Source organism: Ferrimicrobium sp., assembly GCF_027364955.1.
Lineage (GTDB): Bacteria > Actinomycetota > Acidimicrobiia > Acidimicrobiales > Acidimicrobiaceae > Ferrimicrobium.
The window spans coordinates 354,138-376,850 of sequence record NZ_DAHXOI010000001.1 but is presented as its reverse complement, the minus strand read 5'-3'; the positions used below and the strand labels follow the sequence as shown (position 1 = coordinate 376,850).

Here is a 22,713-nt window from a genome sequence, read left to right as displayed (position 1 = left end):
TTGACCGAACGGCTGCGTTCGGGCTTCACGACGGGGTCCTGTGCTGCGGCGGCAGCGAAGGCGGCGACGGTCGGTTCCCTCACGGGTCAGATACCCTCTTCCGTAGAGATTCGTCTGCCCAAGGGCCAACTCGTCACCTTTGACGTCGAAGTCGATGAAGCTGGTAGAGCCGTAGTGATCAAAGATGCAGGGGACGACCCGGACTGTACGGACGGTGCCCACATCACCGCTTCGGTGCGACTAATCGACGGAGATGAGGTCCTCATCCAGGGTGGGCCAGGGGTAGGTATCGTCACCAAAGACGGACTCGGCCTTCCTGTCGGCGGCCCAGCGATCAACCCCGTTCCGCGTCGCATGATCACCGAAGCGGTTCGCTCGGTGACCGAACATGGCATCGAGGTCATCATCTCAGTACCCGGCGGCCAAGAGATGGCACTGGCCACCACCAACGATCGCCTTGGTATTCTCGGTGGGATCTCGATCCTCGGCACGACCGGTATCGTCAAACCCTTCTCGACCGCCGCCTATCGAGCAAGCATCGTCCAACAGATCGACGTGGCTACAGCGAATGGACAATCCCACATCGTGCTCGTAACCGGTTCTCGAACGGAGAGCGCAGCGGGCAGAATCTTCCCTCAACTCGACCCCGTCGCCATCGTCGAAGTGGGTGACTATACCGGTGTCGCCGTCAAGCGAGCAGCCTCCCATCACCCTGAGCGCATCACCTGGGTAGGCATGGCTGGCAAGGTCGCCAAACTTGCCCAGGGTCTGCTCATGACCCATTTTCATCGCGCAAACGTCGATACCAAGTTGCTCGAAGCGGTTGCCCGGGATGCCGGAGCCAGCGAGGCGCTGATCACTGCCGCCACGGCGACCGCTACCGCGCGACACTTCTACGAGTGCTGCCAACGCGAGGGCGACCTGCGACCCCTCATGGCCCTGACAGAGTTGGCGGCAGCGACGTGTTTCGAGGCGGCAGGTGGTCGCATCCCGATCGAGGTGCTGATGGTGGACTTTGACTCCCTGGAGGTCGTCGCCGCTCATAGACTGGCACCGTGATCACTCTCATCGGCTGGTTAGGAAACCGCATCGATTCACTCTCGGGCGATCAGCTCCGTGCCCTCCAGGCGTCGCGTACGATCTTCGCTCGGTCTGAACTCCACGAGCTGCTCCAAACTCTCTGCCCATTGTCGACGATCGTGGACTTTGCGTCCCCGCTGAGCACCACGATCCACGCCATCGCCGACCACGCCGATGCCTGTACCGTCATCGCCAGCGGCGATCCCAACTTCTTTGGCCTCACAAAGACGCTCCGACGAGCCCTACCGGAGCAGCCACTCCGCGTCCTTCCAGGGCCCAGTGCAGTGGCGACTCTCGCCGCTCGACTTGGACGCCCTTGGGACGATCTCAGTGTGGTTTCTCTCGTGGGAAGAGACCACCACGAGGCTCTGCAACGAGCCGGAATTCTCCTCGCAAGCCGACCGAACGCAGCGATCGCGCTCCTCATCCCACCCAACACCTTCCTTGACCCGCTCATTGAACGGCTCGGCGACCATCCAGGGACCGTATCGCTCACCATCGCCACTGACCTAGCGACCGATGGTGAGACGATCACCAAACTGACACCAGCTGAGGCCCTGCACTGGCGTTCGGCTTCACCGGCGGTCGCGTTCATCGAGATTGGCGAACCCACGATGGAGATGCTCATGGACTACACTACGGGTGAGGCAAGCATCTTTCGTGAGGACCAGCTCGCAACCGATGGCACGAACTTCACCAAACTTGAGGTTCGTCTCGCCGCTGTCGCCCGCCTGAACCCAGACCGGTTACCCATCGGAGCACACGTCATCGAAGTCGGTGCCGGTAGCGGTGCCTTAGGGTTGACACTGTTGCGGCTGCGCCCTGACATCGAACTCACCCAGCTCGAGCCCAAACATGACCGCGCCGTCATGGCAAGAGCCAATGCGAAGACACTAGGCTATCGGACCACAGTGTCTGAGCAGCCAGTGGAGACGATCTCAAGGAACTTTGACGCCGCACTTGTCGGCGGGGGTGGCCTTGGTGCCTTGCGGCATACACTTGGTCTCCTCGGACCCACGGCACCAGTGGTCGCAACCTATGCCGACCTGCATCGCGCAGGATCGGCCGAACGCCTGCTCGGCAACGTGTCACTGATCCAGGTGGCTCACGGCAAGACGCTCGGTCCAGATGGCACGCGGTTGCTGCCCCAGACCCCGATCTACCTCGCGTGGCGATAATGGCTCCCTCCGAACGTACCGAGGGCATGATCATAGCGTTAGGTGCACCCCCAACAGGACTCGCGGACAAGCTTGGATTTCGTGAGCATGGCTTCGCGACGTTCGCAGACCTCACCGCTGCCCTGCGCGATCATAACCAAGTCGTTGTCGTTGCCGCCTACCCCATCGTCGTGCGAGCCCTCGCAGCAACGCTTGCATCAAAGGACACTGATCCGGCCGTCGTCGCCATCGACGAGGGGATGCGTTTTGCAACCGTTCTCGCGGGAGCTCATCACGGTGGCGAACAGCTGGCGCGCCTGGTCGCCCATCATCTCGGGGCAACAGCCGTCATTACCACCGCATCCTCGATCTACGATACGGTCGCGCTTGATCAGACACCACGGGTGCACTTCGGTCACGTACCAGCCAGACTACAGGCGAGGGTCAACCATGGCGATGGCCTCGTCCTCGTGAACCCAACCGATTTGTTCTTGCCCGATGCCATTTTGGCACTCGCTCATGAAGGCAACAATCCATTAAAGGTCATCATCAGCGACCGCACGAGGGACGAGCGGCTAGGTGATCTTCGAGCTACCGTGCCGACCCTCACCGTGGGCGTAGGATGTTCCAGTGATGCAACCGCAACCGAGATCAACGAACTCATCGCCACAACGCTCCAGAACGCTGGTCTTGACCCTTGTGCCATCGATCGCGTGGCGACTATCGATCGACGACTGAACCACCCCGCGTTCATCGGGCTCCATCGGGAGCTTATCGGTTTCTCGGCAGAGGAACTCGATGCCGTTGAAACAGTGCATCCCTCATTTGTCGTCTACCAATCCGTCGGAACCCACTCGGTGGCCGAAGCAGCGGCGCTTCTCGCTAGCGGCGATGGTGCCTCCCTTGTGGTGGAAAAGGTCAAGGCCGACCGGGTCACGGTCGCCGTTGCACGCCGACAAAGGCTGCGTGGATCACTCTCGGTCGTTGGACTCGGACCAGGATCCTTGGATCTGTTAACACCGCGCGCCCTAGGCGCGCTGCGGTCTGCCCAGTTCCTCGTGGGTTTCAGCCGCTATCTTGAGCTGATCGAGCCCATCGTCGAGCGCGCACAGATACTCCGACCCTACCCGATCGGTCACGAGGTCGAGCGAGTCGGCGAAGCGATTGCCCTCGCATCGCGCGGCAATCATGTCGCCCTCGTCACCTCCGGCGACCCGGCTGTCTACGCCATGGCACAACTCGTCATCGAACGTCTCGCCGAGGACCTGACTCTGCGCATCATCCCAGGTGTCACCGCCGCCTACGCCGCCTCATCAACGGCCGGTGCAATCGTTGGCCACGACCACGCGATGATCTCACTCTCCGACCTTCTGACCCCATGGAGTGCCATCGAAACTCGTATCGAGGCAGCTGCAAAGGCTGACTTCGTCATTGCGTTCTATAACCCACGGTCCAAGCAACGCACATGGCAGCTGGAGAAGGCGCTGGCGATCATCGCCCAGTACCGCCAGCAGAGTACGCCGGTGCTCGTGGCCACCCGCGTTGAACGTTCAGGCGCGACGATCACGGTCACCAACCTCGCTGAGATCGACCTTGAGACGATTGACATGGAGACGATCGTCATCATCGGCGCCACCACCACCGCCACCAACCATGGTTACCTCTATACCCCGCGTGGCTATGGGCCCACACCTGGCCACCAAGGTGCTCCATGATTACGATTACCGACGCCTGCACCGGCTGCGGGGCCTGTATCGTCACCTGCCCAACGCACGCGCTTAAACCGCACCCAAAACACCCACGTTGGTCTGCTCTACGATGTGAAGCGCACCGCGAGTGTGTAGAGATTTGCCCGGTCGGAGCCATCGACTGGCACGCCCAACTCGACACCGAGTCAGAGGCTGGCATTCGATGACCGTCTCGAGTATCGAACTGGAGAGCTTCACCAGAATCCAACGTGAAGTCGACTTCTCCCATCTCAGTCGCCAAGGTGCTGAGATCGCTGCCCGTATCATTCATGCGACCGGCGATACCGAGATCATCCACGAACTCGTCATCAACGATGAGGCGATCGAGCGAGCGATCTGGGGGCTCAACCACCACGTCCCAATCGTCGTCGACGTCGCCATGTTAGCGGCTGGGGTTGCCAAGCTCAACCCCTCGATCGCGATCCAGGCCGCTCAACAACTAAGGAGCACCAATGAGACTCGATCGCACAGTGGGATGGCGGCACTTTTGGCTGCGATGACCGAACAGACGCCGATCGTCGCTGTTGGCTCCGCGCCCACGGCGCTGAGAGCGGTCCTCGAACACGCCAGCGAGACCGTGCCACTCGTCGTCATCGGCATGCCGGTCGGATTCGTCGATGCGGTCGAATCCAAGCAGGATCTCATCCGTTCCGGGATCACCCACCTCACCAATACCTCGCGCCGTGGAGGGTCGCCGATGGCGGCCGCAACCCTCAATGCACTGGCCCTACTATCGCAAGGAGAGTACCGACTTGACCACTAGAGGACTGATGTTGATGGGACATGGCACCAAATCAGCGAAAGGGCAAGCACAGTTCCACGAACTTGTCGCGCTGGCTGCGCAACGCTTTGACGGGCCGGTGACAGGGGGATTCATCGAGCTCGCCCAACCTACGATGTTCGAAGCCGTCGACGAGATCGCCGCCAAGGGGATCGATGAGCTCATCATCGCACCCGTTGTGCTCCTGCCAGCGGGTCACTTAAAAGACGATGCCGCCGAACTCACCAACTATGCCCGCCGCCAGTGGCCCCAACTCGTGGTCCACTTGGCCTCAGATCTTGGCACAACAGCCGAGCTGATCACCCGTCTCAATCAATGTATCGATGGGGTTGATGAGGCTACAGAGGCCATTCTTGTCGTTGGGCGTGGCGCTAGCGACCCGAGCGCCAACGCCGAACTCCACGCAATCACCCGACTCGTGAGCGAGAGTCGAGGATACCCGAAAACACACACCGCCTTTGTCTCTTTGACTCCGCCTGATGTCACCACAGGACTCGAGACCTTGGCCCTACTCGGTGCCCAATCCGTCGTCGTTGCGCCCTATTTTCTCTTTCATGGCGTTCTCCTGGACCGCATCGCGAGCCAGGCGCTGGACTGGGCAACGACCCACCACATGACGGTTGCCATCAGCGAAGAACTTGGTCCCCATCCGCTCGTCATCGATGCGCTATGGCTACGAGTCCAAGAGGCGATCGGAGGAGACGTTCGCACCAACTGTGATACCTGTCTCTATCGATCACCGCTCTCCATCACGAGCGCAACAGCGCTACCCTAAGTACGAGGAACTCTCCCATTGGGCATGACTACCAACCACTGTTGCGCCGCATGTGGACCCCAACGGGAAGCGCCACCTCGCCACCCTACGATAGTCCATAAGGACGGCATGCAACGAGAGACACTCGTCCCGTCGTAAAAGTCACTGCCTGTCAAGAAAGGAACATGGTGCAATTCGGAATCTTTCTACCGCCATTTCACGAGTTTGCCGACCCTCGCGTGGTCGTCGAACTGGCTACCAGTGCAGAGCGAGCTGGTTGGGATGGCATCTTCCTCTGGGATCACATGCTCAGCGAACCAGGTTTTGGGGTAGCGGACGCCTGGATCACGATGGCAGCGATCGCCAGCGCAACGGAGCGGCTGCGCATCGGAGCCATGGTCACACCACTGGCACGCCGACGACCATGGGTGCTTGCTCGTCAGATAGCAACACTCGACCACCTTTCATCAGGTCGACTCATTGTCGGCGTAGGGCTCGGCGATGATGGATGGCACGAGTTCAGCGCATTTGGGGAGCGCATCGATCCGCGTGGGCGTGCGACCCAGCTCGATGAAGCCCTTGAACTCCTCGGGCTCTTCGCCTCTGGAGAACCGGTGGACTTTGTTGGTAACGAGTATCAGGTACACTCACCCCCCTTCTTGCCACGCCCGCTCCAACACCCAGTTCCCATATGGGTTGCAGGTCGCTGGCCGAATCAACCCCCGCTACAGAGAGCGAAACGGTACCAAGGCTTCTTCCCGATCTTTGCTGGGCCAGAACCTCCCCCCATCCCCGGCCAGAGCGACCTCGTCGCCATCAATGATCACCTTTCTCAAACGGACTCAAGGTATGATCTTGTCATCCGCTATGCGATGTCCCGCGCCGCTGATCCCGTGCGTGACGCGACACTCCTCGCACAGGTCGGAGTGACCTGGATTCTCGAGGCCTTCGGTGCCTTCGGTCCTGAACCCGAGATCATTCGAGAGATCGTCGCCGCTGGCCCTGCTGGCAAGAAGGCCTAGAGTCCACAATGATACGTCCGTATCAGCCTTCGGCCGTCATCGGCTCCGGATTGCCGATGGCTCATCCGGCGCCATCACCCCGGTAGCAACGCTCAGTCGGAGTGGCGTCACGGTTCTCCTCCGATGAGCAAACCGGCCCCGATCGAGCGCATTGGAGAATCCTTGCAGCAAGCGCGATCCATGACCAAACGAAGCGAACCAGAGACCTTGACGCGATCCATGCAGCTCCTGTTCTCAGCAGCTGTCAGCGCGCTCACCTCACTCGGCGAGCGCCAGCAGTGCGTGCAGCGCCACTCCTCGATGAAGAGCGGCTTCGTCAACGAGCATCCTGTTCGAATGGTTCGGGGCGGGCTGTGCGCTTCCGGGGGGAGCAACACCAAGGAAGATCATCGCTCCTGGCGAGACCTGCAAGAGGTAAGAGAAGTCCTCGGCCCCCATCACCGGGGTCTCCATCGCAAGGACATCCGAAGTTCCCACCAGCAATCGTGCGAGTTCAAGGGCACGCTCTGCTCCGGCAACGTCATTGATGGTCACTGGATAGCTCTCCATCGGGAAGCTGACCGCGACGTCAACCTCATGGGCATCTGCGATTCCGTGGGCTACTCGGGCCACCAAAGCTTCAACCACACGGCGTGTCTCTTCCGAGAGCGTCCGAAAGGTGCCACGAATGGTTGCCAGCTCTGGGATGATGTTGAAGGTGGTCCCCGCAGCGATCTGCCCTACCGTCAACACCGCTGGATCAAAAACGTTGACCCGTCTTGTGAGCGCGACCTGGAGTGCCACGACCAGCTCGGCAGCGACCGGAATCGGGTCAAGCGCCTCGTGAGGAGCAGAGGCATGTCCCCCTCGGCCAGTGATCGTGATGAGGAATTCATCAGCGGAGGCCATCATCGGCCCCCCTCGGGTAGCGATGAGCCCACTTGGGAGGTTAGTGATCACGTGTTGGGCATAGCTTCGATCCGGAGCAGGATCAACCAGTCCCTCCTCGATCATCCGCCGTGCACCCCCTGCACCTTCCTCTCCAGGCTGAAAGGCCAAGATGACGGAACCATGTAACGCATCACGATGATCCATTAACAGTTGCGCTGCGCCGAGGAGCATCGCCACATGCGCATCATGACCGCAGGCATGCATCAAACCTGGGATCGTCGAGGCGAAGGGCAGGCCAGTCTCCTCAACGAGAGCCAGTGCATCCATATCTGCTCTCAAGAGGGTCGTAGGACCCTCTAGCGCGCCATCGATGCGCCCCACCACCGAAGAGATCGCTTTCCCTGGGGTCGCCGAAACCCCCATGCGCGCTAGTTCGCCGAGTATGAGCGACTGCGTGATCGGGAGATCTAGTCCAAGCTCAGGATGGGCGTGGATCGCGCGACGCACCTCGATGACCTTGGGATCCATCGCCTTCGCCTCCGCCAACAGTCCCTTTACATCAATTGTTGTCGCCATCTGTTTTGCCCTTTCAGCCACGCCTGCGAACAGCCTACCGACCGCCATCAAGCAAGAATCAGCCCTCGGAACAATTCGCCTGCAAAACTGCCTGAGGCATCCCACGCGACGTGCTACTATCTATCGTGTATCGACGATAACCGTTCTGCTCCTCACCAGACTTGCGAGGTAGCGTCACGAACGTCTCTGTGTGAGTTGGGAGGAGGAAGTGTTGCGACTCGTGATCGTTGGAGGTAGTGACGCCGGCATCGCTGCGGCGCTACGTGCTCGTGAGTTAGAGCCGAGCTGCGAGGTGACGGTAGTGCTCGACGATGGGTACCCGAACTTCTCCGTCTGCGGCATCCCGTATTATCTATCAGGCGAGGTGCAGGACTGGTCAAACCTCGCCCATCGTTCCTACCGTGAACTCCTGGATCAAGGGATCGACTTACGAACCAACACCCACGCCCTCGAGGTTGATCCTGCGCAACACGAACTGCACTGTCAGCAACAGGATGGACGTTCGGTAACACTCAACTGGGATCGTTTGATCATCGCCACCGGCGCACAGGCGATCAAACCACCGATCGAGGGGCTGGTCGAAGCACTTGAGGGAGATCGTGTCTTCCTCGTTCATACGATGACCGATGCCCGAGCGATCATGAAGGCGCTCGACAAAGGTCAGGTGCGGCAAGCGCTGGTCATCGGTGCCGGGTACATCGGCCTTGAGTTGGCCGAGGCGCTCACCACTCGTGGCATCACGGTCAACCAATATGAGGCCAAAGATCATGTACTGCCCACCGTGAGCCCGGACCTTGCTCGTCAGCTTGAGATGGTGCTGACCAGCCACGGTGTCCGACTCGCGACCAACACGGTGGTGACCGCCATCGCTGCGGATGAGGATCGCGTCGCACTGTCGACCTCGTCTCCATCATCAGGAGCCGCTCAGGTGGGCGGCGACATCGCGATCGTCGTAGCGGGTGTACGACCAGCCGTTGCACTCGCGCGCACGGCTGGAGCCAAAATCGGTCCTGGTGGTGCCGTCTGGGTCAACCGACGCATGGAGACCGGAGTCGCCGACGTCTACGCAGCTGGCGACTGCGTGATCACCCACCATCAGCTGCTCGGTGAAACCTACCTTCCGCTTGGAACCACCGCCCACAAACAAGGCAGGGTCGCAGGTGCAGCCGCAGTGGGGCACGAAGCAGAGGAGTTTCAAGGGGTAGTCGGGACCCAAGTCGTAAAGGTCTTCGACCAGGTGATCGCTCGGACAGGCCTGACCGATGACGAGGCGGTGAGCGCTGGCTTCACACCGCTGTCGATCACCACGCAAACAGATGACCATAAACGCTACTATCCCGGCGCTGAGACACTCACCATCCGTTTGAGTGCCGACGCCTCCACCCACCGTCTCCTCGGAGTCGCTATGCTCGGCCCAATCTCGTCCGGTGCCCACAAACGCATCGACACTGCAGCCGCCGTGCTGGCCCAACCTGCACGCGTTGAAGATCTCCTGCATCTCGATCTCGCCTACACGCCGCCGCTTGGCACGCCATGGGATGCCCTCCAAGTCACCGCCGCTCAGTGGCTCCAACAGGCAGTGACAGGGAGCTAATACAGCGATGGCGAGGAGGGCGGAACTAGAATCAGCGTCTATGTACCCAGCGAACTCAACCGAGACCTCCCCCACCACCAATGGCGTTGCGTGCGCCATACCCGAGCCAGTGATGGATGAGGTTGACCCACTCAATGACGATGAACTAGCCCACATCACCAAAGCCCTGGGGAATCCGACCCGAATCAGAATCTTTCGTCTCCTGACGGAACGCCAGACCTGTGTGACCGGAGAACTCGTCGCTGAGCTACCCCTCGCGCAGTCGACCATCTCTGAGCACCTGCGCATTCTGCGCGAGGCCAACCTTATCCAAGGAGAGATTGAGGGGCCAAGGACCTCGTACTGTATTAATCAGCGAGTCCTCGCAGCGTATAAGCGCGCCATTGAGACGCTCTAGCCGCCCTTAGTGCAACAGTGTCACCCAGCCAGCCAGAGCGATCAAGGTGATCGCGAGAACTGGCGCAGCAAGTACGATTCCTTGACGGAAATACTGTCCCCACGTGATCTTGATACCTTTTGTGTCGAGCACGTGAAGCCAAAGCAGTGTCGCTAGCGACCCGATGGGGGTGAATTTTGGTCCAATATCAGCCCCAACGACGAGCGCATAGACGGCAATATTGTGCGAGATGCCAGCCAAGTGAGCGCCCTTGATACTCAATGCCCCAATCAGCGTCGTCGGCATGTTGTTCATGATGGCCGAGAGGATGCCAGCGCCAAACCCGCCAACCAGCGCCGTCGCCAGTACCCCATGATGACTCGCGTCGGCCAGTCCACGCGACAAGTACACGGTGAGGCCAGCATTGAACAGACCATAGACCACCAGGTACATGCCCACCGAAAAGACGACAATCCTCCACGGTGCCTCGCGAAGGATCATTCGGCTCGACAGTGCACTTGATTGGCTTGCCGCCAACAAGAAGATGAGCGCAGCAACGGAGGCTGGCACCGACACTGGAAAGTGAAACGGCTCGGAGAGTAGATAGCCCGCCAACAGCGCGCCGAGCACGGCCCAACCCAGTCGAAACAACTGGATATCGCGAAGAGCTGATTTTGGAGTCTCGAGTGACGCTGGATCGTAGCTACGTGGAAGCGACCGACGATAATACACCAGTAAAACGCCCAGACTCGCCAAAAAAGAGACGACATCAATCGGTGCCATTCTCGACGCGTAGGTAAGAAAGCCAATGTGAAAAATATTCGCGGTAACGATGTTGACGAGGTTCGACACCACCAGAGGAAGACTGGTGGTATCCGCGATAAAACCCGCCGCCATCACGAAGGGGAGCGCCCGGCGGCGATCGAAACCAAGGACACGAGTCTGCTGGTAGACGATCGGGGTGAGGATGAGCGCCGCTCCATCGTTGGCAAAGACAGAGGCAACAATAGCGCCAAGGATTAGCAAGTAGACAAAAGCGCGGAGGGCGCTGCCTCGGGCCAGAACAAGCACGTGGAGCGCAGCCCACTCAAAAAACCCGATACGGTCAAGGATCAGCGAGATGATGATCACTGCCACAAAGGTGATAGTGGCGTTCCAGACGATCCCCCAGACCGTCACCACATTGGCGAGCTGATCAACCCCGATGGCGAGCGCAACAATGGCACCGCCGAGTGCTGAGACCCCGATCGACAGTCCACGCGGCTGCCAAATGACCAGCACCAGGGTCACGAGGAAGAGAAGGACAGCCAAAAACGTCAAGATATCGCCGTGCAACGTCACCAACACACCTCCTTACCTCCACCCAACGCCCATCGACCCTACCCGGGTCCCAACCTCTGGCAAACCAGGCACACTCCACTACCCTGCAACGACCACGGTCACGCGGATGCACTGAACGATCCCAACCTTGCCTTATAATCGTTCTTCGACGATACACGATACTAGTTGCGATGGAGTTGCCCTAACGCAGGCGATGGCTTCGGAGACGACCGTTCCCCGACAGGGGTGTAGCCGGAATATTTGTTAATGATTGTAAACTATTTCGAGGAATAAAGCTCATTCCTCCCTGTTATCTCAAGGAGTTCCATCTACCATCTGAAAAGGGGTACCATGTCACGTCGTAGCACCAACCTTGCCATCGCGGTGGTTGCAGGCGCTCAGTTGATGATCACACTTGATCTCACGATCGTCAACGTCGCGCTTCCCTCAATCCATACCGCTCTGCATTTTTCACCATCATCACTGGCCTGGGTTGTCAACGCGTACACCCTGGTCTTTGGTGGGCTCCTTCTCCTTGGAGGTCGCTCCGGTGACATCTTTGGCCGTCGCAAGATGTTTACGATTGGAACGCTTCTCTTTGCTGGGGCGTCCCTTTTTGGAGGGCTCGCCACGACCTCGAGTTGGCTACTGACGGGCCGTGCACTCCAAGGAATCGGAGCCGCAATCGCATCACCAACCGCCTTAGCCCTGATCTCCACCAACTTTGTCGAGCCCAAGGAGCGAGGACGTGCCTTCGCGATCTACTCGGCCGTCTCAGTCGCGGGTGTCGCACTTGGTTTACTGCTCGGTGGCGTGCTCACCCAATACGTCTCATGGAGATGGGTCTTCTTTGTCAACACCCCAATCGCCATCCTCCTCGCCTTTGCCGCCCCCCGTGTGCTCCAAGAGAGCACGAAGGTTCGAACGCGCATCGATGTCGGTGGCGCGATCATCGGTACCGCAGGGCTTGCCAGCCTGGTCTATGGCATTATCAACGCATCCTCGCACACCTGGACAACCGCCTCGACACTGGTACCTGCGCTCGTTGGTGTTGCACTGCTAATCATCTTTGTCCTCTTCGAGCTCCATGTCACCGCGCCGATCATTAACTTCGCCATCCTGAAGAGCCGTGACCGCGCCGGCGCCATTGGCATGATTCTGTTTGTGATGGCCGGCATGTACAGCATCTTCTTCTTCTTGACCCAGTACATGCAAGAGGTGATGGGATATTCACCGACGAAGACCGGCTTTGCTTTTCTTCCGATGACCCTTGGCATCGTGTTCTTTGCCCAAGTAGCCGCTCGATCGCTCCACCGTGTCGGTCCCAAGATATTCATGATGCTTGGTGGTCTTGCCATCACCATTGCGATGTTTCTCCTCTCATTCATCGGACCGCACAGTAGCTACCTACAGATCCTGATACCCCTCTTGATTATGTCCGCTGGCTCGGGCCTCTCCTTCGTCTCCATCTTCCCCACTGCGACCCATGGTGTCAATCCAAACGAGGCTGGCATGGCATCAGCACTGGTGAACGTTGGTCAACAGGTGGGGGGTACCATCGGGCTCGCGGTACTCGTCACCATCGCCGTCTCGGCTGCCCGACGCCGCGCGAGTTCGCTCCATAGCGCTATCATCCACCATCAAATCAGCCCAGCAGTGGTGGGGTTGATCTCCGAGACCCACGGCTGGGCAATGAGTTTCCGCCTTGCCTCCGTCTTTGGGTTCGTGGCCTTCTTGATCGCGACGACTGTTGTGACCCGTTTTAAGAATCCAGCTGATGAGACGACAGGTGGCGAAGCGCTCATCCTCTAAGACGATCAGTGCAACCGGCAACGTTACCTCTTGGCTCGCTTCGTCATTACGCAGGTGGGGACCGGTCAGATACGTCCGTCCTCTCGTCATCGATGCCGTGAGCAGCGGCTGTGCTAGTCCATGCGGCGAGCACAGCCCCAAGCGGGTATCTAGGAGGACGAGGATGCGCCATCTTCGCGCACCTGTCGAACTTTGTCTGACTCTGATGCCGCAACACCAGGAGTGGCTGTACAGATCTACCACAATCGCGTTCACTGATTGAGCAGCTCCGACGATGAACGTGGCTACCTCCTGGTGCTAGCCGAGAAGTCGGTCGGGACGGCTACAGTCATGGCATGATCCGCAATGTCGTCATGATGAAGATGAAACCCGGCCACGACACCTCTCTGCTCGACACTCTTGTCGCGCGCCTGTATACGTTGAACTGCCCCGGCACGCTCTCCTACACCGCCGCTCTCGATGCCGGTCTCCGACCCGGCAACTGGACGCTGGCGGTCGTGGCCGATTTTATCGATGTCGACAGCTATCGAGGCTACGACGAAGATCCCAAGCACAATCAGATCCGTGCGGAATTAGCACCGATGATTGATGAGGTTGCCCGCGTGCAGTTCGTGCTGTGACTCGGATTTGCCCGCTCCGACATTTTCTGCGACCAAGAATTTGCTAGAGTGGTCACAACACGAGCACACGAGGGGGAACCGCCATGATGGATGTGGATCTGAACAGTTGGATGCTGTTCCGTAACGCTGAGCAGTCCTACCGAGACGTCCAGATCATCACCCAACGGGATCATCAATCCCAGCATCGCTACACTTACGCAGACTTCACCCATCGAGTACGCCAGCTGATCACAGCGCTCGATGGCCTTGCGCTCTCCGAGCACGCACGCGTCGCAACCATGGCCTGGAATAGCTTCGAACATCTCGAATGTTACTTCGCTATTCCCTGTTCAGGTCGCGTCCTTCACACCGTGAACGCGCGACTGAGTTTCGATGATCTCGTCTTCATCCTCAACGATGCCGATGATGAGGCCCTCATCATCCCAGCAGACCTCGTAGAGATCGCCGAGCGGCTTAGGGTGCATTGCCCTGGGCTGCGCCACATCATCGTCTTCGGGGACGACACCACTGCCATCCCCTCCTCCATGCTCTCCTATGAAGCGCTGCTCAGTGATGCAACCCCCTTCCTAGGCGAACGGAGTATCCCAGAGACTTCGCCGTTTGGGATCTGCTATACCTCGGGTACTACCGGTCGCCCCAAGGGAGTACTCGCCACCCACCGCTCCACCTACCTGCACACACTTACCGTCTGCTCAGGCAACGGACCAGCCCTCTCTACGGGTGAATGTGTGATGCCGATTGTGCCAATGTTTCACGTCTATGCCTGGGGACTCCCATTTGGTGCAGTCGCCGCCGGCTCAAAGATCGTCTTCCCAACCCCCTCATTTGACCCAAAGATGGTCATCAAGCTCATCAACGAGGAGCAGGTCACCAAAGCCGCGGGCGTGCCGACCATCTGGATTGCTGTACTCGATGAGTTACATCGAAGTTCCGAGAGGCTTGACGGGTTGAAGGAGCTGCTGTGTGGCGGCTCTCAGCCGCCGTACGCCATCATCAAGTCCTATCTTGAGGAGTACGATGTACGCCTGCTCCAGGCATGGGGTATGACGGAGACCTCCCCGATCGCAACCACGACTCGGTTACCACACGCCTTGCTCAATGCAGCCATAGAAACCCAGGTTGACTATGTCTCGAAGGCAGGTGTACCGGTGACAGGCATAGCGACGACGCTGCTCGGAGATGACCACCAATCGGTGCCGCACGATGGCAAGAGCATGGGTGACATCTACGTTCGAGGACCATGGGTGCTGGACTCCTACATGGGTGGACACGGTGCTGAATCGTTCGAAGTCGAGGGTTGGTTCCGCACCGGCGATGTAGGAGTTCTCCACCCGTCTGGCGTGATCGAACTGGTGGATCGCACGAAGGATCTCATCAAATCCGGTGGGGAGTGGATATCCTCAGTGGCGCTGGAGGGAGCGCTGATGGGACACCCCAAGATCCTCGAGGCAGCCGTCATCGCCGTCCCCGATGCAAAGTGGCAAGAACGCCCCCTTGCCACGGTGGTGCCAAAACCACACGAAACGATCACGCTCGAAGAGATCCAGGCCTACTTACTCGGCCTCGGATTCCCGAAGTGGCAACTGCCCGATCGCATTGAGATCATCGACGAAGTCCCTCGAACCTCCGTAGGCAAGTTTGACAAGAAAGTGCTCCGGGCGCGCTTTAGCCGAGAAACCTGATGGTGCGCAGCGGTTTCCGGCGGTTGCCTTCACATTAGGGTTAAAGGAGTGGACTTCATTCCAGAACCTCAGCAAGGTCGCGTCTTTGTCAGTGAGCACTGCAACCTGCTGTCGGACTGCGACCCAACGGGTCGTCTCCGCCTTGATGGCATCGCTCGAATTCTCCATAACGTCGCCACGCTGGACAATGAAGCTTCACCGGCACCAGACAAGGGCCTCTGGATTCTGCGCAACCAATCCGTTGAACTCCGCGTCTGGCCCGGTTATCTCGACTCGATCGTCTCGCGCACCTGGTGCTCAGGGATTGGGCGGGCGTGGGCCGAGCGACGCACTGACCTCTATCGCCACGATCAGCTCGTCGCACAGGCCAAAGCGCTCTGGGTCAACGTAGCCCCGGATACCGGCTTTCCCCGATCACTTCCCGAAGGTTTTTTATCCGTCTTCGGACCCTCGGCAATGGGAAGGACGGTTAAACCGCGTTTTATGCTTTCCCTTCCCGAGGACGAACCTGCCAGCACCGGCAGTATCCCTCTGCGCTATAGTGATCTCGATATCGTCGGCCACGTGAACAATGCCGTCCATCTTGCGCTCGCAGAGGAGCTGCTCGCACCCTCGCTACGCGGGGCGGACTCCCCACTCATCCAGTATGAATCCTTCGTCATCGAGTTCCATCATGGTCTCGAACTCCCAGATCCCGCAGATTGGAGCCTGTGGACCAGTGGCGGATCCATGACCCTTCGGCTTTCACAGAGCGGAGGCGTCGCCTCTGTCGTCGAGTTACAGCGGCAAGAGCCTTCGGTCATGGAACAACGGATCGGATCGTAATGGGGCAAACCGGCCGATCTTCCCCACCGCGTTCTCTTCACGGCGGACTGTACATCCTGCTCGACCTCATCGCGGTCGTGGTCTTCGTGGCAATCGGGCGAGACGTTCACGGGCACGTCGACAACCTGCACGGTCTCATCAAAACATCATGGCCATTCGCCACTGGTGTCATGGTCGGCTGGCTGGGAACTCGTCAGTGGCAAAACCCGTTGACCCGATCAGCGATACTCGTGTGGCTAGCCACGGTTGCGGTCGGCATGGTTCTACGGGTCATCACAGGCCAGGGGATCGCCGTTCCCTTCATCTTTGTCTCGCTGGGTTTCTTTGCACTTACTGAACTCGGTTGGCGAATCATTGCACGAGTGGGCCTCGGCTGGCGAGATCGGGCGCCCCACTGACTGAGGATCCCTCCTGTTGCTGCCACAACTCGTAACGATCTCCATGGCTAGCATGCAAGGTGAAGGCAAACCTATCGACAACGGAGGGAAGCGATGCAATCACTCTCAGTAGAGACCACCAGAAGCCTGCCAGAAGCCGAAGCGATGATCCGGACCGAACTCGGTGCCGTCGGCTTTGGCATTCTCAGCGAGATCGACCTAGGCGCTACTCTGGCGTCGAAGCTGAGTCGCTCAGTCGGCAACCTCAAAATCCTCGGTGCCTGTAATCCGCAGTTCGCTTACGATGCCTTGACGGCCGACCGGTCCGTCGCGCTCCTACTCCCGTGTAATGTCGTCCTCGATGCCACGCCCGCAGGCACGCGCATCAGTGTCCCAGCCCCTGCGGAGCTTCTACCTGACCGCCCAGAGATCACCGAGCCGGTCACCAAATTGTTATATGCAGCACTCGAAGCTATTGGCGAGGTTCACCTCGGATGAGTACGCCCACGTGCGCCTGTGATTGCCTAGCCACAAGCTAGTCCTTCGTACTCCCGAGGAGTCCACGAACCCGGAAGAGCCGTCTATCCGTCAACCGTTCCATGGAACGTACACGAGACTACTCACCTAGGTTTGCGGTTCAACCGGACCCACACCGCATGGTTGTGGTCAAGCCATAACGGCGGTTGCATCCGGGTGTGCCGTCTGTTGGCTCGAGAGAACGTTCTAGGTCCTACCTTCTCACGGTTTGCCTAGCGCCTCCGAGGGTTTCGGCGGTCTCGATGACGCAGCACATTCTCACCCATCATCAGTAGATCACCGCACCTTCATCGACTACACCGTCAGTTGTATCGGCCTCCACAGGAGCGAGGGATGAGGGACCGCGCCTAAGACGCTCTCTGATGTCGCATCTGGGCCGCCGGCGAAGGTCGATGCGTCCTGCGCAGCGCCCCCGGTAGGACTCGAACCTACGACCGACTGCTTAGAAGGCAGCTGCTCTATCCGCTGAGCTACAGGGGCACTCAGTAAAGTGTAAAGCCGTCGACGCGATCAGCGGCAATCGAGCGCCACTCTGTCAACTAGAGTGGAGGGAGTATTCCTCCGCACGCAACCACAGTCTTTTACTCACGCGGAGGTAGAGGGAAGCGCACATGCAACAACGGTCGCGGCTTCGATCGTTTCCTCACAGTGTCTTTGGACTCTATACCGTGGCGGGATTCTATCGTGGTGCCCAGAACATGGCACTCACGACCCTTGCGCTGATCATCAAAGAGGATCTTGGCTATGGAGCAGGAACCATCGGCGTGATCTCAGCGCTCTCCGGTATTGTTCTCGTACTCGTCACCCTCATGATCAGTGCGCGCCTCAAGCCAGCGCAACTCGAACGCGCGGTGGCAATCTCGCTTGTTACCCTCGTTCTCGGCTTGGTCATCATCGGTGTGAGCCACTCAATCTACCTCACGGCATTCGCATCCATACTCCTCGGCATTGGCGGAGGTCTAGGAATGCCGGGGCTTGCCGGCTCAGTGCAGCTTGCCGCGGGTGAAACCTCCTCGAATCCTCAACGAATTCTCGCAATCTACACGCTAGTCTTGAGCATCTCGCTCGCGATTGGACCGCTTCTTGAGGCTGGCCTCCTCGATGCTACCCACCAAGATGTTCGTTGGCCGTTCTTAGCCTTTGCCATTCTTCCGCTCCTTGCCCTCGGCATTATGATGTCGCGACGTCGAGAAGCAATCGCTGCCGCTGCGCGCGCGAGTGCTGCAGGAGAGCCGTCCATCACACCTGCCGCCGATACTGAGCGAGTGCGACTACTCCAGACTCCAGAGGTCGTCAAAGCCCTTCTCGCACAACTCATGTACGCCGTGCCCTTTGCAGCCCTCACCGTCTTTGGCGCCGAGGTTGCCCGCGTGACCGATCGGGCCACTGCGGCCCAAGCCCAGCTCGCCTTCACTGTCTTTTTTATTTTCTCGCTCGGCTCCCGTGGACTTGTCGCTTGGCGATCCCCCATCTACCACAAGGGATTGGCCTATGCGGCATCGGGGATCATGACCATCACCGGTCTTACCTTTATCGTTGCCGGCCACTCATTCACTCTCTTTCTGGTAGGAATGATCATCCTCGGCATCCCGCATGGTTTGATCTTCCCCCTCGCACTTTCGGCGCTGGCGAGTTCTTTACCACCAGATCAGCTACCCCGTGCAAACTCTTTGTTGATGGGTTCCTCCAACTTCGTTGGTATCATCGCACCACTCATCCTTGGCGTCATCGCCGCCGCCACCACCTATCGATTCATGATGGGTACGGTGCTCGCCCCGGTGATCCTGCTCTTCGCCATCTTTGTCGGCGTCGTCGGCATTATGCGTCTCCGACACAACCCCGTCGCCAGACCGACGCCATAGGGCTCCAACGCTGCACCCACCGCTCCCATTGCCTGACGGCTTTGGCCAATCCATCCAAGACAACCGACCTCACTCATCGTGACTACTATCTCCGTCAACTCGCAGCCAAAGCCGCTAAAGTAGACGCGTGCACCAGTTTGTCTCCTTGCGCATCGTGACACACCTACGCGGTCGTTGGTGACGTAGGTGGACCTTTCCCATCCCCAAGGCTCTGAGTACGAACGGATCGTTGCCCAGCTGGCTCACACGCTGCGCCGGGAGCGTAGCCTTCGAGGGCTGTCTCGGTCCGATCTCGCATGCCGAGCCCAGCTCTCGGAACGCTACCTAGCCCAGGTCGAGACTGGTCGTGCGAACCCCTCGCTCACCGTACTGACCCGACTGGCCCAAGCCCTCGACCTCGGCCTCATCGAGTTGATCGATGTCGCCGCACTCGCCACGCCAACCCAGGCGGAATCGCTCATCGAAAAGCTCAAGGAGCGCGTCGTCTCCGAGCGCCGTGGCATCGCTCTGATCGGGCTACGCGGAGCCGGAAAGACAACTCTAGGCCACCTACTAGCTGCTCAACTCGGTTGGCCTTTCTATCGCCTAACGGAGCTGATCACCGAACGAACCCAGATGCCCCTCGACGAGCTCTTCTCTCTTGGGGGTGATGCCGCTTTTCGCAGACTTGAACTCGAGACCCTGCAACAACTCGTCGAGGATAGCAAAGGTCAAATCGTCGTAGAGATTGGAGGCGGACTGGTCACAAATCAACCGGCCTACCGGCTACTTCGTCGTCATTGGACCACCGTTTGGCTCTCGACAACGCCAGAGGAACACATGCAACGAGTCATTGCCCAGGGTGACCTGCGGCCAATGCACGGCTCCGATCGAGCCATGGAAGAGCTCAGGACTATTCTGTACGAACGGACCCCTTTCTATCAAGCGGCCGAGCTCCATCTATCCACTTCGCAGAGGAGCGTCGAAACCTCCCTCGCGGAACTCGAAGGGCTGATTGCGAAGTATCTCAGCGTTGGCGACCGCCCCGAAGCCGATGAGCCCCCACAAGAGGTGAACGGGTAGCGGTCCAACGCCACCTGCGCCATCGACAGATGGCTGCACCGTCATTGGCTGCACCGTCATTGGCTGCACGGTCATTGATCACGCGGCCGAGGGCTGCATGATAATGCATGTCCTTGCGGGACTTTCCCCGCATATTTTGCAGTATAGTGCAAGTGTGCCGATGCACCTAAAGAGGTGCCTGTATGGCATGCCGACCGAGAACGAGTCATCGATGACCGGTGCAGGCGTGCCCATGAAGGGGGAGTGATGATGCAGGTCCAACAACAAGAGACGATCGCGATCGAAGAGTGGCTCGCAAACCTGCCAAAGAGCTACAACATTGCAGAGAGTCTGCTCGCTACCGCTCGATCACAACCGCTTGGTCGCACAGCGGTCACGGATGCGGACGGCACCTACTCCTACCGAGAGGTTGAGGATCTCGTGCTCCGTTCTGCCACCGCATTGATGGAGCTCGGCCTTGAGCCTGAGGATCGACTTCTCTTGGTCATCGGCGACACCATTCTCTTCCCTGCCCTCTTCCTCGGGGCCATTCGAGCGGGCATCGTTCCCATCCCTCTCAACCCGCTCCTAGCCGAAGAGGACTTTCGCTACATCATCGAAGACTCCAGAGTCAAAGCCATCGTCGCCCACACCCAGGGTGCGCAAAAGATCGAACGGGCGGCGGCCGGGTGTCGACGCGTCAAGTGGATCGAGCGTGACAACGGACTGCACGGACCGGGGATCGGAGCCCGCATCCTAGCGGCTTCGCCGTATCAACTACCGATCGCCACCGTCGCCGACGAGGTCGCCTTCTGGCTGTACTCATCAGGATCGACCGGACGCCCAAAAGGCGTTCGACACCTCCACCGCAATGTGGCAGTCACCATCAACTGTTTCGCCCAACAAGTGCTCGGCCTTACCCCCACTGACACGGTCTTCTCTGCCGCCAAACTCTTTTTCGCCTATGGCCTTGGCAACGGGCTGACCTTTCCCTTCGGCGTTGGGGCAAGCGTGGCCTACCTCAACGAACGGCCGACCCCGGACTCCGTCATCGATCTCCTGCAGACGAGCCACGCATCGGTCTTCTGCGGCGTGCCGACACTCTTTGCCTCCTTACTCGCAAGCCCCCGCGCTCGAGAACTTGCCGATGTTGGGCTCCGGATCTGTACCTCAGCCGGTGAAGCGTTACCCCCGGAGATCGGGCGCCGCTTTGAAGAACTCACCGGTGCGGCGATTATCGACGGCCTCGGGTCGACCGAGATGCTCCATATTTTTCTGGCTAACCGTCCAGGCGGTATCCGCTATGGTTCCAGCGGCGTTCCTGTTCCCGGGTATGACGCTCGCCTCATCGACGACGAGGGGTTAGAGATCACCACCTCAGGTACCATCGGCGAACTAGTAGTGCGTGGTTACTCCGCCGCTGATGGCTACTGGAATCAGCGCGACAAGTCTCTCGCCACCTTCCGAGGGCATTGGACCCATACCGGCGACAAGTACCTTCGCGATGACGATGGTTACTATTACTATGCAGGTCGATCCGACGACATGATGAAGGTCAGTGGCAACTGGGTCTCGCCCTTTGAGGTGGAGTCAGCATTGATCGCCCATCCAAGCGTTCTTGAGGCCGCTGTCGTCCCGTGGAGGGATGTCGATGATCTGATCAAGCCTAAGGCCTACGTCGTTGCCCGTTCGGATGTCCAACCCACGGATACGCTCGTCTCCGACCTCCAAGGCTTTGTCAAGCAGCAACTCGCCCCCTGGAAGTACCCTCGATGGATCGAATTCGTCGAAGAACTCCCCAAAACTGCTACCGGTAAGATCCAACGGTTCAAACTCCGAAAGTCATGAGGACGACATCCACGATCCAGCATCTCGCCGCCACCCTAGAGGTGGCACACTGGTCGCCCAACCTCGAGTCCCGTGATGGTCCAACCATCTTCCTGCTTCACGAGGGTCTCGGGTGCGTGGAGATGTGGAAAGACTTCCCCCAGCGACTGGCAGACCGACTTCGGCTGCCCGTCATCGCCTACTCTAGGGCTGGTTACGGGGGGTCGAGCACCATCGATCTCCCTCGCTCGCTTGACTACATGCAACGCGAGGCGGATGAAGTACTACCCGATCTGCTCCAAGCGCTCTGCGGCGGGCCAAGGGTACTCCTCGGACACTCCGACGGTGCATCGATCGCCCTGGCCTATGCGGGTGCCCAGCAAGATCCGCTCCTCACCAGCGTCGTCGTGATCGCACCACATGTGGTAGTTGAAGCGATCGCCATCGCAGCAATCCAGGGGGCGAAGGAGCAGTTTACTGCCGGCGCCCTTGCCGCAAAGCTTGCGCGATATCATCGCTCAAATCTCTCGAGTGCCTTCTGGGGTTGGAACGATGCCTGGCTGGACCCGGACTTTCGCACTTTTTCGATCCTTGATCGACTTGACACCATCGACGTGCCCGTTCTCGCCCTGCAGGGAACCGAGGACGAATATGGGACAAGCATGCAGCTAGAACTCATCGCATCACGCGTTGCCGAGACGACCCTCACCCTCATCCGAGAGGCCAAACACTCCCCTCATCTCACCCACACCGACCGGGTTTTGGACGCGATCGAATGCTTCCTCGCCCAGCGGGGTATCCTCGTCCCCAACCTCACCGGGTCGCCACCAGGATAATGCACTATATTACCGT

21 protein-coding genes and 1 tRNA gene are annotated in these 22,713 nt (G+C 59.2%); 19 read left to right on the top strand and 3 right to left on the bottom strand.

What is annotated here, in order from left to right; all coding sequences use genetic code 11:
• The 7 genes from M7Q83_RS01690 (at position 1) to M7Q83_RS01665 (ending at position 6,542) form a co-directional block, all read left to right on the top strand.
• Positions 1 to 1,059, top strand: coding sequence for a cobalt-precorrin-5B (C(1))-methyltransferase (locus tag M7Q83_RS01690; protein ID WP_298334706.1), 1,059 nt, complete (start codon positions 1 to 3; stop codon positions 1,057 to 1,059).
• On the top strand, positions 1,056 to 2,258 hold the full coding sequence (cbiE, locus tag M7Q83_RS01685) for a precorrin-6y C5,15-methyltransferase (decarboxylating) subunit CbiE (protein ID WP_298334704.1): 1,203 nt from the start codon (positions 1,056 to 1,058) through the stop codon (positions 2,256 to 2,258). Before M7Q83_RS01690 ends, cbiE begins: the two co-directional genes overlap by 4 nt.
• Positions 2,259 to 2,284: 26 nt before the next feature.
• The gene (gene cobJ, locus M7Q83_RS01680; protein ID WP_298334702.1) at positions 2,285 to 3,952 is read left to right on the top strand and encodes a precorrin-3B C(17)-methyltransferase; all 1,668 of its coding nucleotides are present in this window, start codon (positions 2,285 to 2,287) and stop codon (positions 3,950 to 3,952) included.
• Positions 3,949 to 4,152, top strand: a complete 204-nt coding sequence (locus tag M7Q83_RS14145; protein WP_366526347.1) for a 4Fe-4S binding protein — start codon at positions 3,949 to 3,951, stop codon at positions 4,150 to 4,152. Before cobJ ends, M7Q83_RS14145 begins: the two co-directional genes overlap by 4 nt.
• Positions 4,149 to 4,748: a precorrin-8X methylmutase gene (locus tag M7Q83_RS01675; RefSeq protein ID WP_298334700.1), complete on the top strand. Its 600-nt coding sequence runs from the start codon at positions 4,149 to 4,151 to the stop codon at positions 4,746 to 4,748. The genes M7Q83_RS14145 and M7Q83_RS01675 overlap by 4 nt, the downstream gene beginning before the upstream one ends.
• Positions 4,738 to 5,541, top strand: coding sequence for a sirohydrochlorin chelatase (locus M7Q83_RS01670; protein ID WP_298334698.1), 804 nt, complete (start codon positions 4,738 to 4,740; stop codon positions 5,539 to 5,541). Before M7Q83_RS01675 ends, M7Q83_RS01670 begins: the two co-directional genes overlap by 11 nt.
• 164 nt (positions 5,542 to 5,705) lie before the next feature.
• Positions 5,706 to 6,542 (top strand): LLM class flavin-dependent oxidoreductase, encoded by an 837-nt coding sequence (locus M7Q83_RS01665; protein WP_298334696.1) that lies wholly within the window; start codon positions 5,706 to 5,708, stop codon positions 6,540 to 6,542.
• A 258-nt stretch (positions 6,543 to 6,800) separates the two neighbouring features.
• Here M7Q83_RS01665 and M7Q83_RS01660 read toward each other — a convergent pair whose 3' ends face one another.
• A complete protein-coding gene (locus M7Q83_RS01660; protein ID WP_298334694.1) occupies positions 6,801 to 7,988 on the bottom strand; it encodes a M20 family metallopeptidase in 1,188 nt (395 codons plus the stop codon).
• Between the two features lie 190 nt (positions 7,989 to 8,178).
• On the opposite strand from M7Q83_RS01660, the gene M7Q83_RS01655 reads away from it, so the two are divergent.
• Together M7Q83_RS01655 and M7Q83_RS01650 are read left to right on the top strand one after the other, a co-directional pair.
• Positions 8,179 to 9,582 (top strand): FAD-dependent oxidoreductase, encoded by a 1,404-nt coding sequence (locus tag M7Q83_RS01655; protein WP_298334693.1) that lies wholly within the window; start codon positions 8,179 to 8,181, stop codon positions 9,580 to 9,582.
• A 40-nt stretch (positions 9,583 to 9,622) separates the two neighbouring features.
• The gene (locus M7Q83_RS01650; RefSeq protein ID WP_298334691.1) at positions 9,623 to 9,979 is read left to right on the top strand and encodes a metalloregulator ArsR/SmtB family transcription factor; all 357 of its coding nucleotides are present in this window, start codon (positions 9,623 to 9,625) and stop codon (positions 9,977 to 9,979) included.
• 6 nt (positions 9,980 to 9,985) lie between these two features.
• Here the strand turns inward: M7Q83_RS01650 and M7Q83_RS01645 are convergent, their stop codons facing one another.
• Positions 9,986 to 11,302, bottom strand: a complete 1,317-nt coding sequence (locus M7Q83_RS01645; RefSeq protein WP_366526346.1) for an arsenic transporter — start codon at positions 11,300 to 11,302, stop codon at positions 9,986 to 9,988.
• A 327-nt stretch (positions 11,303 to 11,629) separates the two neighbouring features.
• On the opposite strand from M7Q83_RS01645, the gene M7Q83_RS01640 reads away from it, so the two are divergent.
• The 6 genes from M7Q83_RS01640 to M7Q83_RS01615 all read left to right on the top strand — a co-directional run bounded on the left by M7Q83_RS01640 (position 11,630) and on the right by M7Q83_RS01615 (position 17,092).
• On the top strand, positions 11,630 to 13,090 hold the full coding sequence (locus tag M7Q83_RS01640; RefSeq protein ID WP_298334687.1) for an MFS transporter: 1,461 nt from the start codon (positions 11,630 to 11,632) through the stop codon (positions 13,088 to 13,090).
• Positions 13,091 to 13,425: 335 nt separating this feature from the next.
• On the top strand, positions 13,426 to 13,710 hold the full coding sequence (locus tag M7Q83_RS01635) for a Dabb family protein (RefSeq protein WP_298334685.1): 285 nt from the start codon (positions 13,426 to 13,428) through the stop codon (positions 13,708 to 13,710).
• Between the two features lie 83 nt (positions 13,711 to 13,793).
• Complete coding sequence (locus tag M7Q83_RS01630) at positions 13,794 to 15,392, top strand: long-chain fatty acid--CoA ligase (RefSeq protein ID WP_298334683.1); 1,599 nt, start codon at positions 13,794 to 13,796, stop codon at positions 15,390 to 15,392.
• A gap of 48 nt (positions 15,393 to 15,440) precedes the next feature.
• The gene (locus M7Q83_RS01625; protein ID WP_298334681.1) at positions 15,441 to 16,217 is read left to right on the top strand and encodes an acyl-ACP thioesterase domain-containing protein; all 777 of its coding nucleotides are present in this window, start codon (positions 15,441 to 15,443) and stop codon (positions 16,215 to 16,217) included.
• Entirely contained in the window at positions 16,217 to 16,615 is a 399-nt protein-coding gene (locus M7Q83_RS01620; protein WP_298334679.1) for a DUF3054 domain-containing protein, read from the top strand. The genes M7Q83_RS01625 and M7Q83_RS01620 overlap by 1 nt, the downstream gene beginning before the upstream one ends.
• Before the next feature lie 93 nt (positions 16,616 to 16,708).
• Entirely contained in the window at positions 16,709 to 17,092 is a 384-nt protein-coding gene (locus tag M7Q83_RS01615) for a DUF302 domain-containing protein (protein ID WP_298334677.1), read from the top strand.
• 446 nt (positions 17,093 to 17,538) lie between these two features.
• Here M7Q83_RS01615 and M7Q83_RS01610 read toward each other — a convergent pair.
• Positions 17,539 to 17,611: transfer RNA gene (locus tag M7Q83_RS01610), tRNA-Arg, on the bottom strand.
• Between the two features lie 131 nt (positions 17,612 to 17,742).
• On the opposite strand from M7Q83_RS01610, the gene M7Q83_RS01605 reads away from it, so the two are divergent.
• The 4 genes from M7Q83_RS01605 to M7Q83_RS01590 all read left to right on the top strand — a co-directional run bounded on the left by M7Q83_RS01605 (position 17,743) and on the right by M7Q83_RS01590 (position 22,697).
• The gene (locus M7Q83_RS01605; protein ID WP_298334675.1) at positions 17,743 to 18,993 is read left to right on the top strand and encodes an MFS transporter; all 1,251 of its coding nucleotides are present in this window, start codon (positions 17,743 to 17,745) and stop codon (positions 18,991 to 18,993) included.
• A gap of 186 nt (positions 18,994 to 19,179) precedes the next feature.
• On the top strand, positions 19,180 to 20,055 hold the full coding sequence (locus tag M7Q83_RS01600; protein ID WP_298334672.1) for a shikimate kinase: 876 nt from the start codon (positions 19,180 to 19,182) through the stop codon (positions 20,053 to 20,055).
• Positions 20,056 to 20,304: 249 nt separating this feature from the next.
• The gene (locus M7Q83_RS01595; protein ID WP_298334669.1) at positions 20,305 to 21,882 is read left to right on the top strand and encodes a benzoate-CoA ligase family protein; all 1,578 of its coding nucleotides are present in this window, start codon (positions 20,305 to 20,307) and stop codon (positions 21,880 to 21,882) included.
• The gene (locus tag M7Q83_RS01590; RefSeq protein ID WP_298334667.1) at positions 21,879 to 22,697 is read left to right on the top strand and encodes an alpha/beta hydrolase; all 819 of its coding nucleotides are present in this window, start codon (positions 21,879 to 21,881) and stop codon (positions 22,695 to 22,697) included. The genes M7Q83_RS01595 and M7Q83_RS01590 overlap by 4 nt, the downstream gene beginning before the upstream one ends.
• Positions 22,698 to 22,713 lie beyond the last annotated feature (16 nt).

Bases quoted from the DNA above. Each gene is read 5' to 3' on its own strand.
- M7Q83_RS01595 (WP_298334669.1), top strand. From the start codon at position 20,305: ATGCAGGTCCAACAACAAGAGACGATCGCGATCGAAGAGTGGCTCGCA.
- M7Q83_RS01620 (WP_298334679.1), top strand. From the start codon at position 16,217: ATGGGGCAAACCGGCCGATCTTCCCCACCGCGTTCTCTTCACGGCGGA.
- M7Q83_RS01605 (WP_298334675.1), top strand. From the start codon at position 17,743: ATGCAACAACGGTCGCGGCTTCGATCGTTTCCTCACAGTGTCTTTGGA.
- M7Q83_RS01660 (WP_298334694.1), bottom strand. From the start codon at position 7,988: ATGGCGACAACAATTGATGTAAAGGGACTGTTGGCGGAGGCGAAGGCG.
- M7Q83_RS01635 (WP_298334685.1), top strand. From the start codon at position 13,426: ATGATCCGCAATGTCGTCATGATGAAGATGAAACCCGGCCACGACACC.
- M7Q83_RS01665 (WP_298334696.1), top strand. From the start codon at position 5,706: ATGGTGCAATTCGGAATCTTTCTACCGCCATTTCACGAGTTTGCCGAC.
- cobJ (WP_298334702.1), top strand. From the start codon at position 2,285: ATGATCATAGCGTTAGGTGCACCCCCAACAGGACTCGCGGACAAGCTT.
- M7Q83_RS01640 (WP_298334687.1), top strand. From the start codon at position 11,630: ATGTCACGTCGTAGCACCAACCTTGCCATCGCGGTGGTTGCAGGCGCT.
- M7Q83_RS01650 (WP_298334691.1), top strand. From the start codon at position 9,623: ATGTACCCAGCGAACTCAACCGAGACCTCCCCCACCACCAATGGCGTT.
- M7Q83_RS01675 (WP_298334700.1), top strand. From the start codon at position 4,149: ATGACCGTCTCGAGTATCGAACTGGAGAGCTTCACCAGAATCCAACGT.
- M7Q83_RS14145 (WP_366526347.1), top strand. From the start codon at position 3,949: ATGATTACGATTACCGACGCCTGCACCGGCTGCGGGGCCTGTATCGTC.
- M7Q83_RS01590 (WP_298334667.1), top strand. From the start codon at position 21,879: ATGAGGACGACATCCACGATCCAGCATCTCGCCGCCACCCTAGAGGTG.
- M7Q83_RS01615 (WP_298334677.1), top strand. From the start codon at position 16,709: ATGCAATCACTCTCAGTAGAGACCACCAGAAGCCTGCCAGAAGCCGAA.
- M7Q83_RS01630 (WP_298334683.1), top strand. From the start codon at position 13,794: ATGATGGATGTGGATCTGAACAGTTGGATGCTGTTCCGTAACGCTGAG.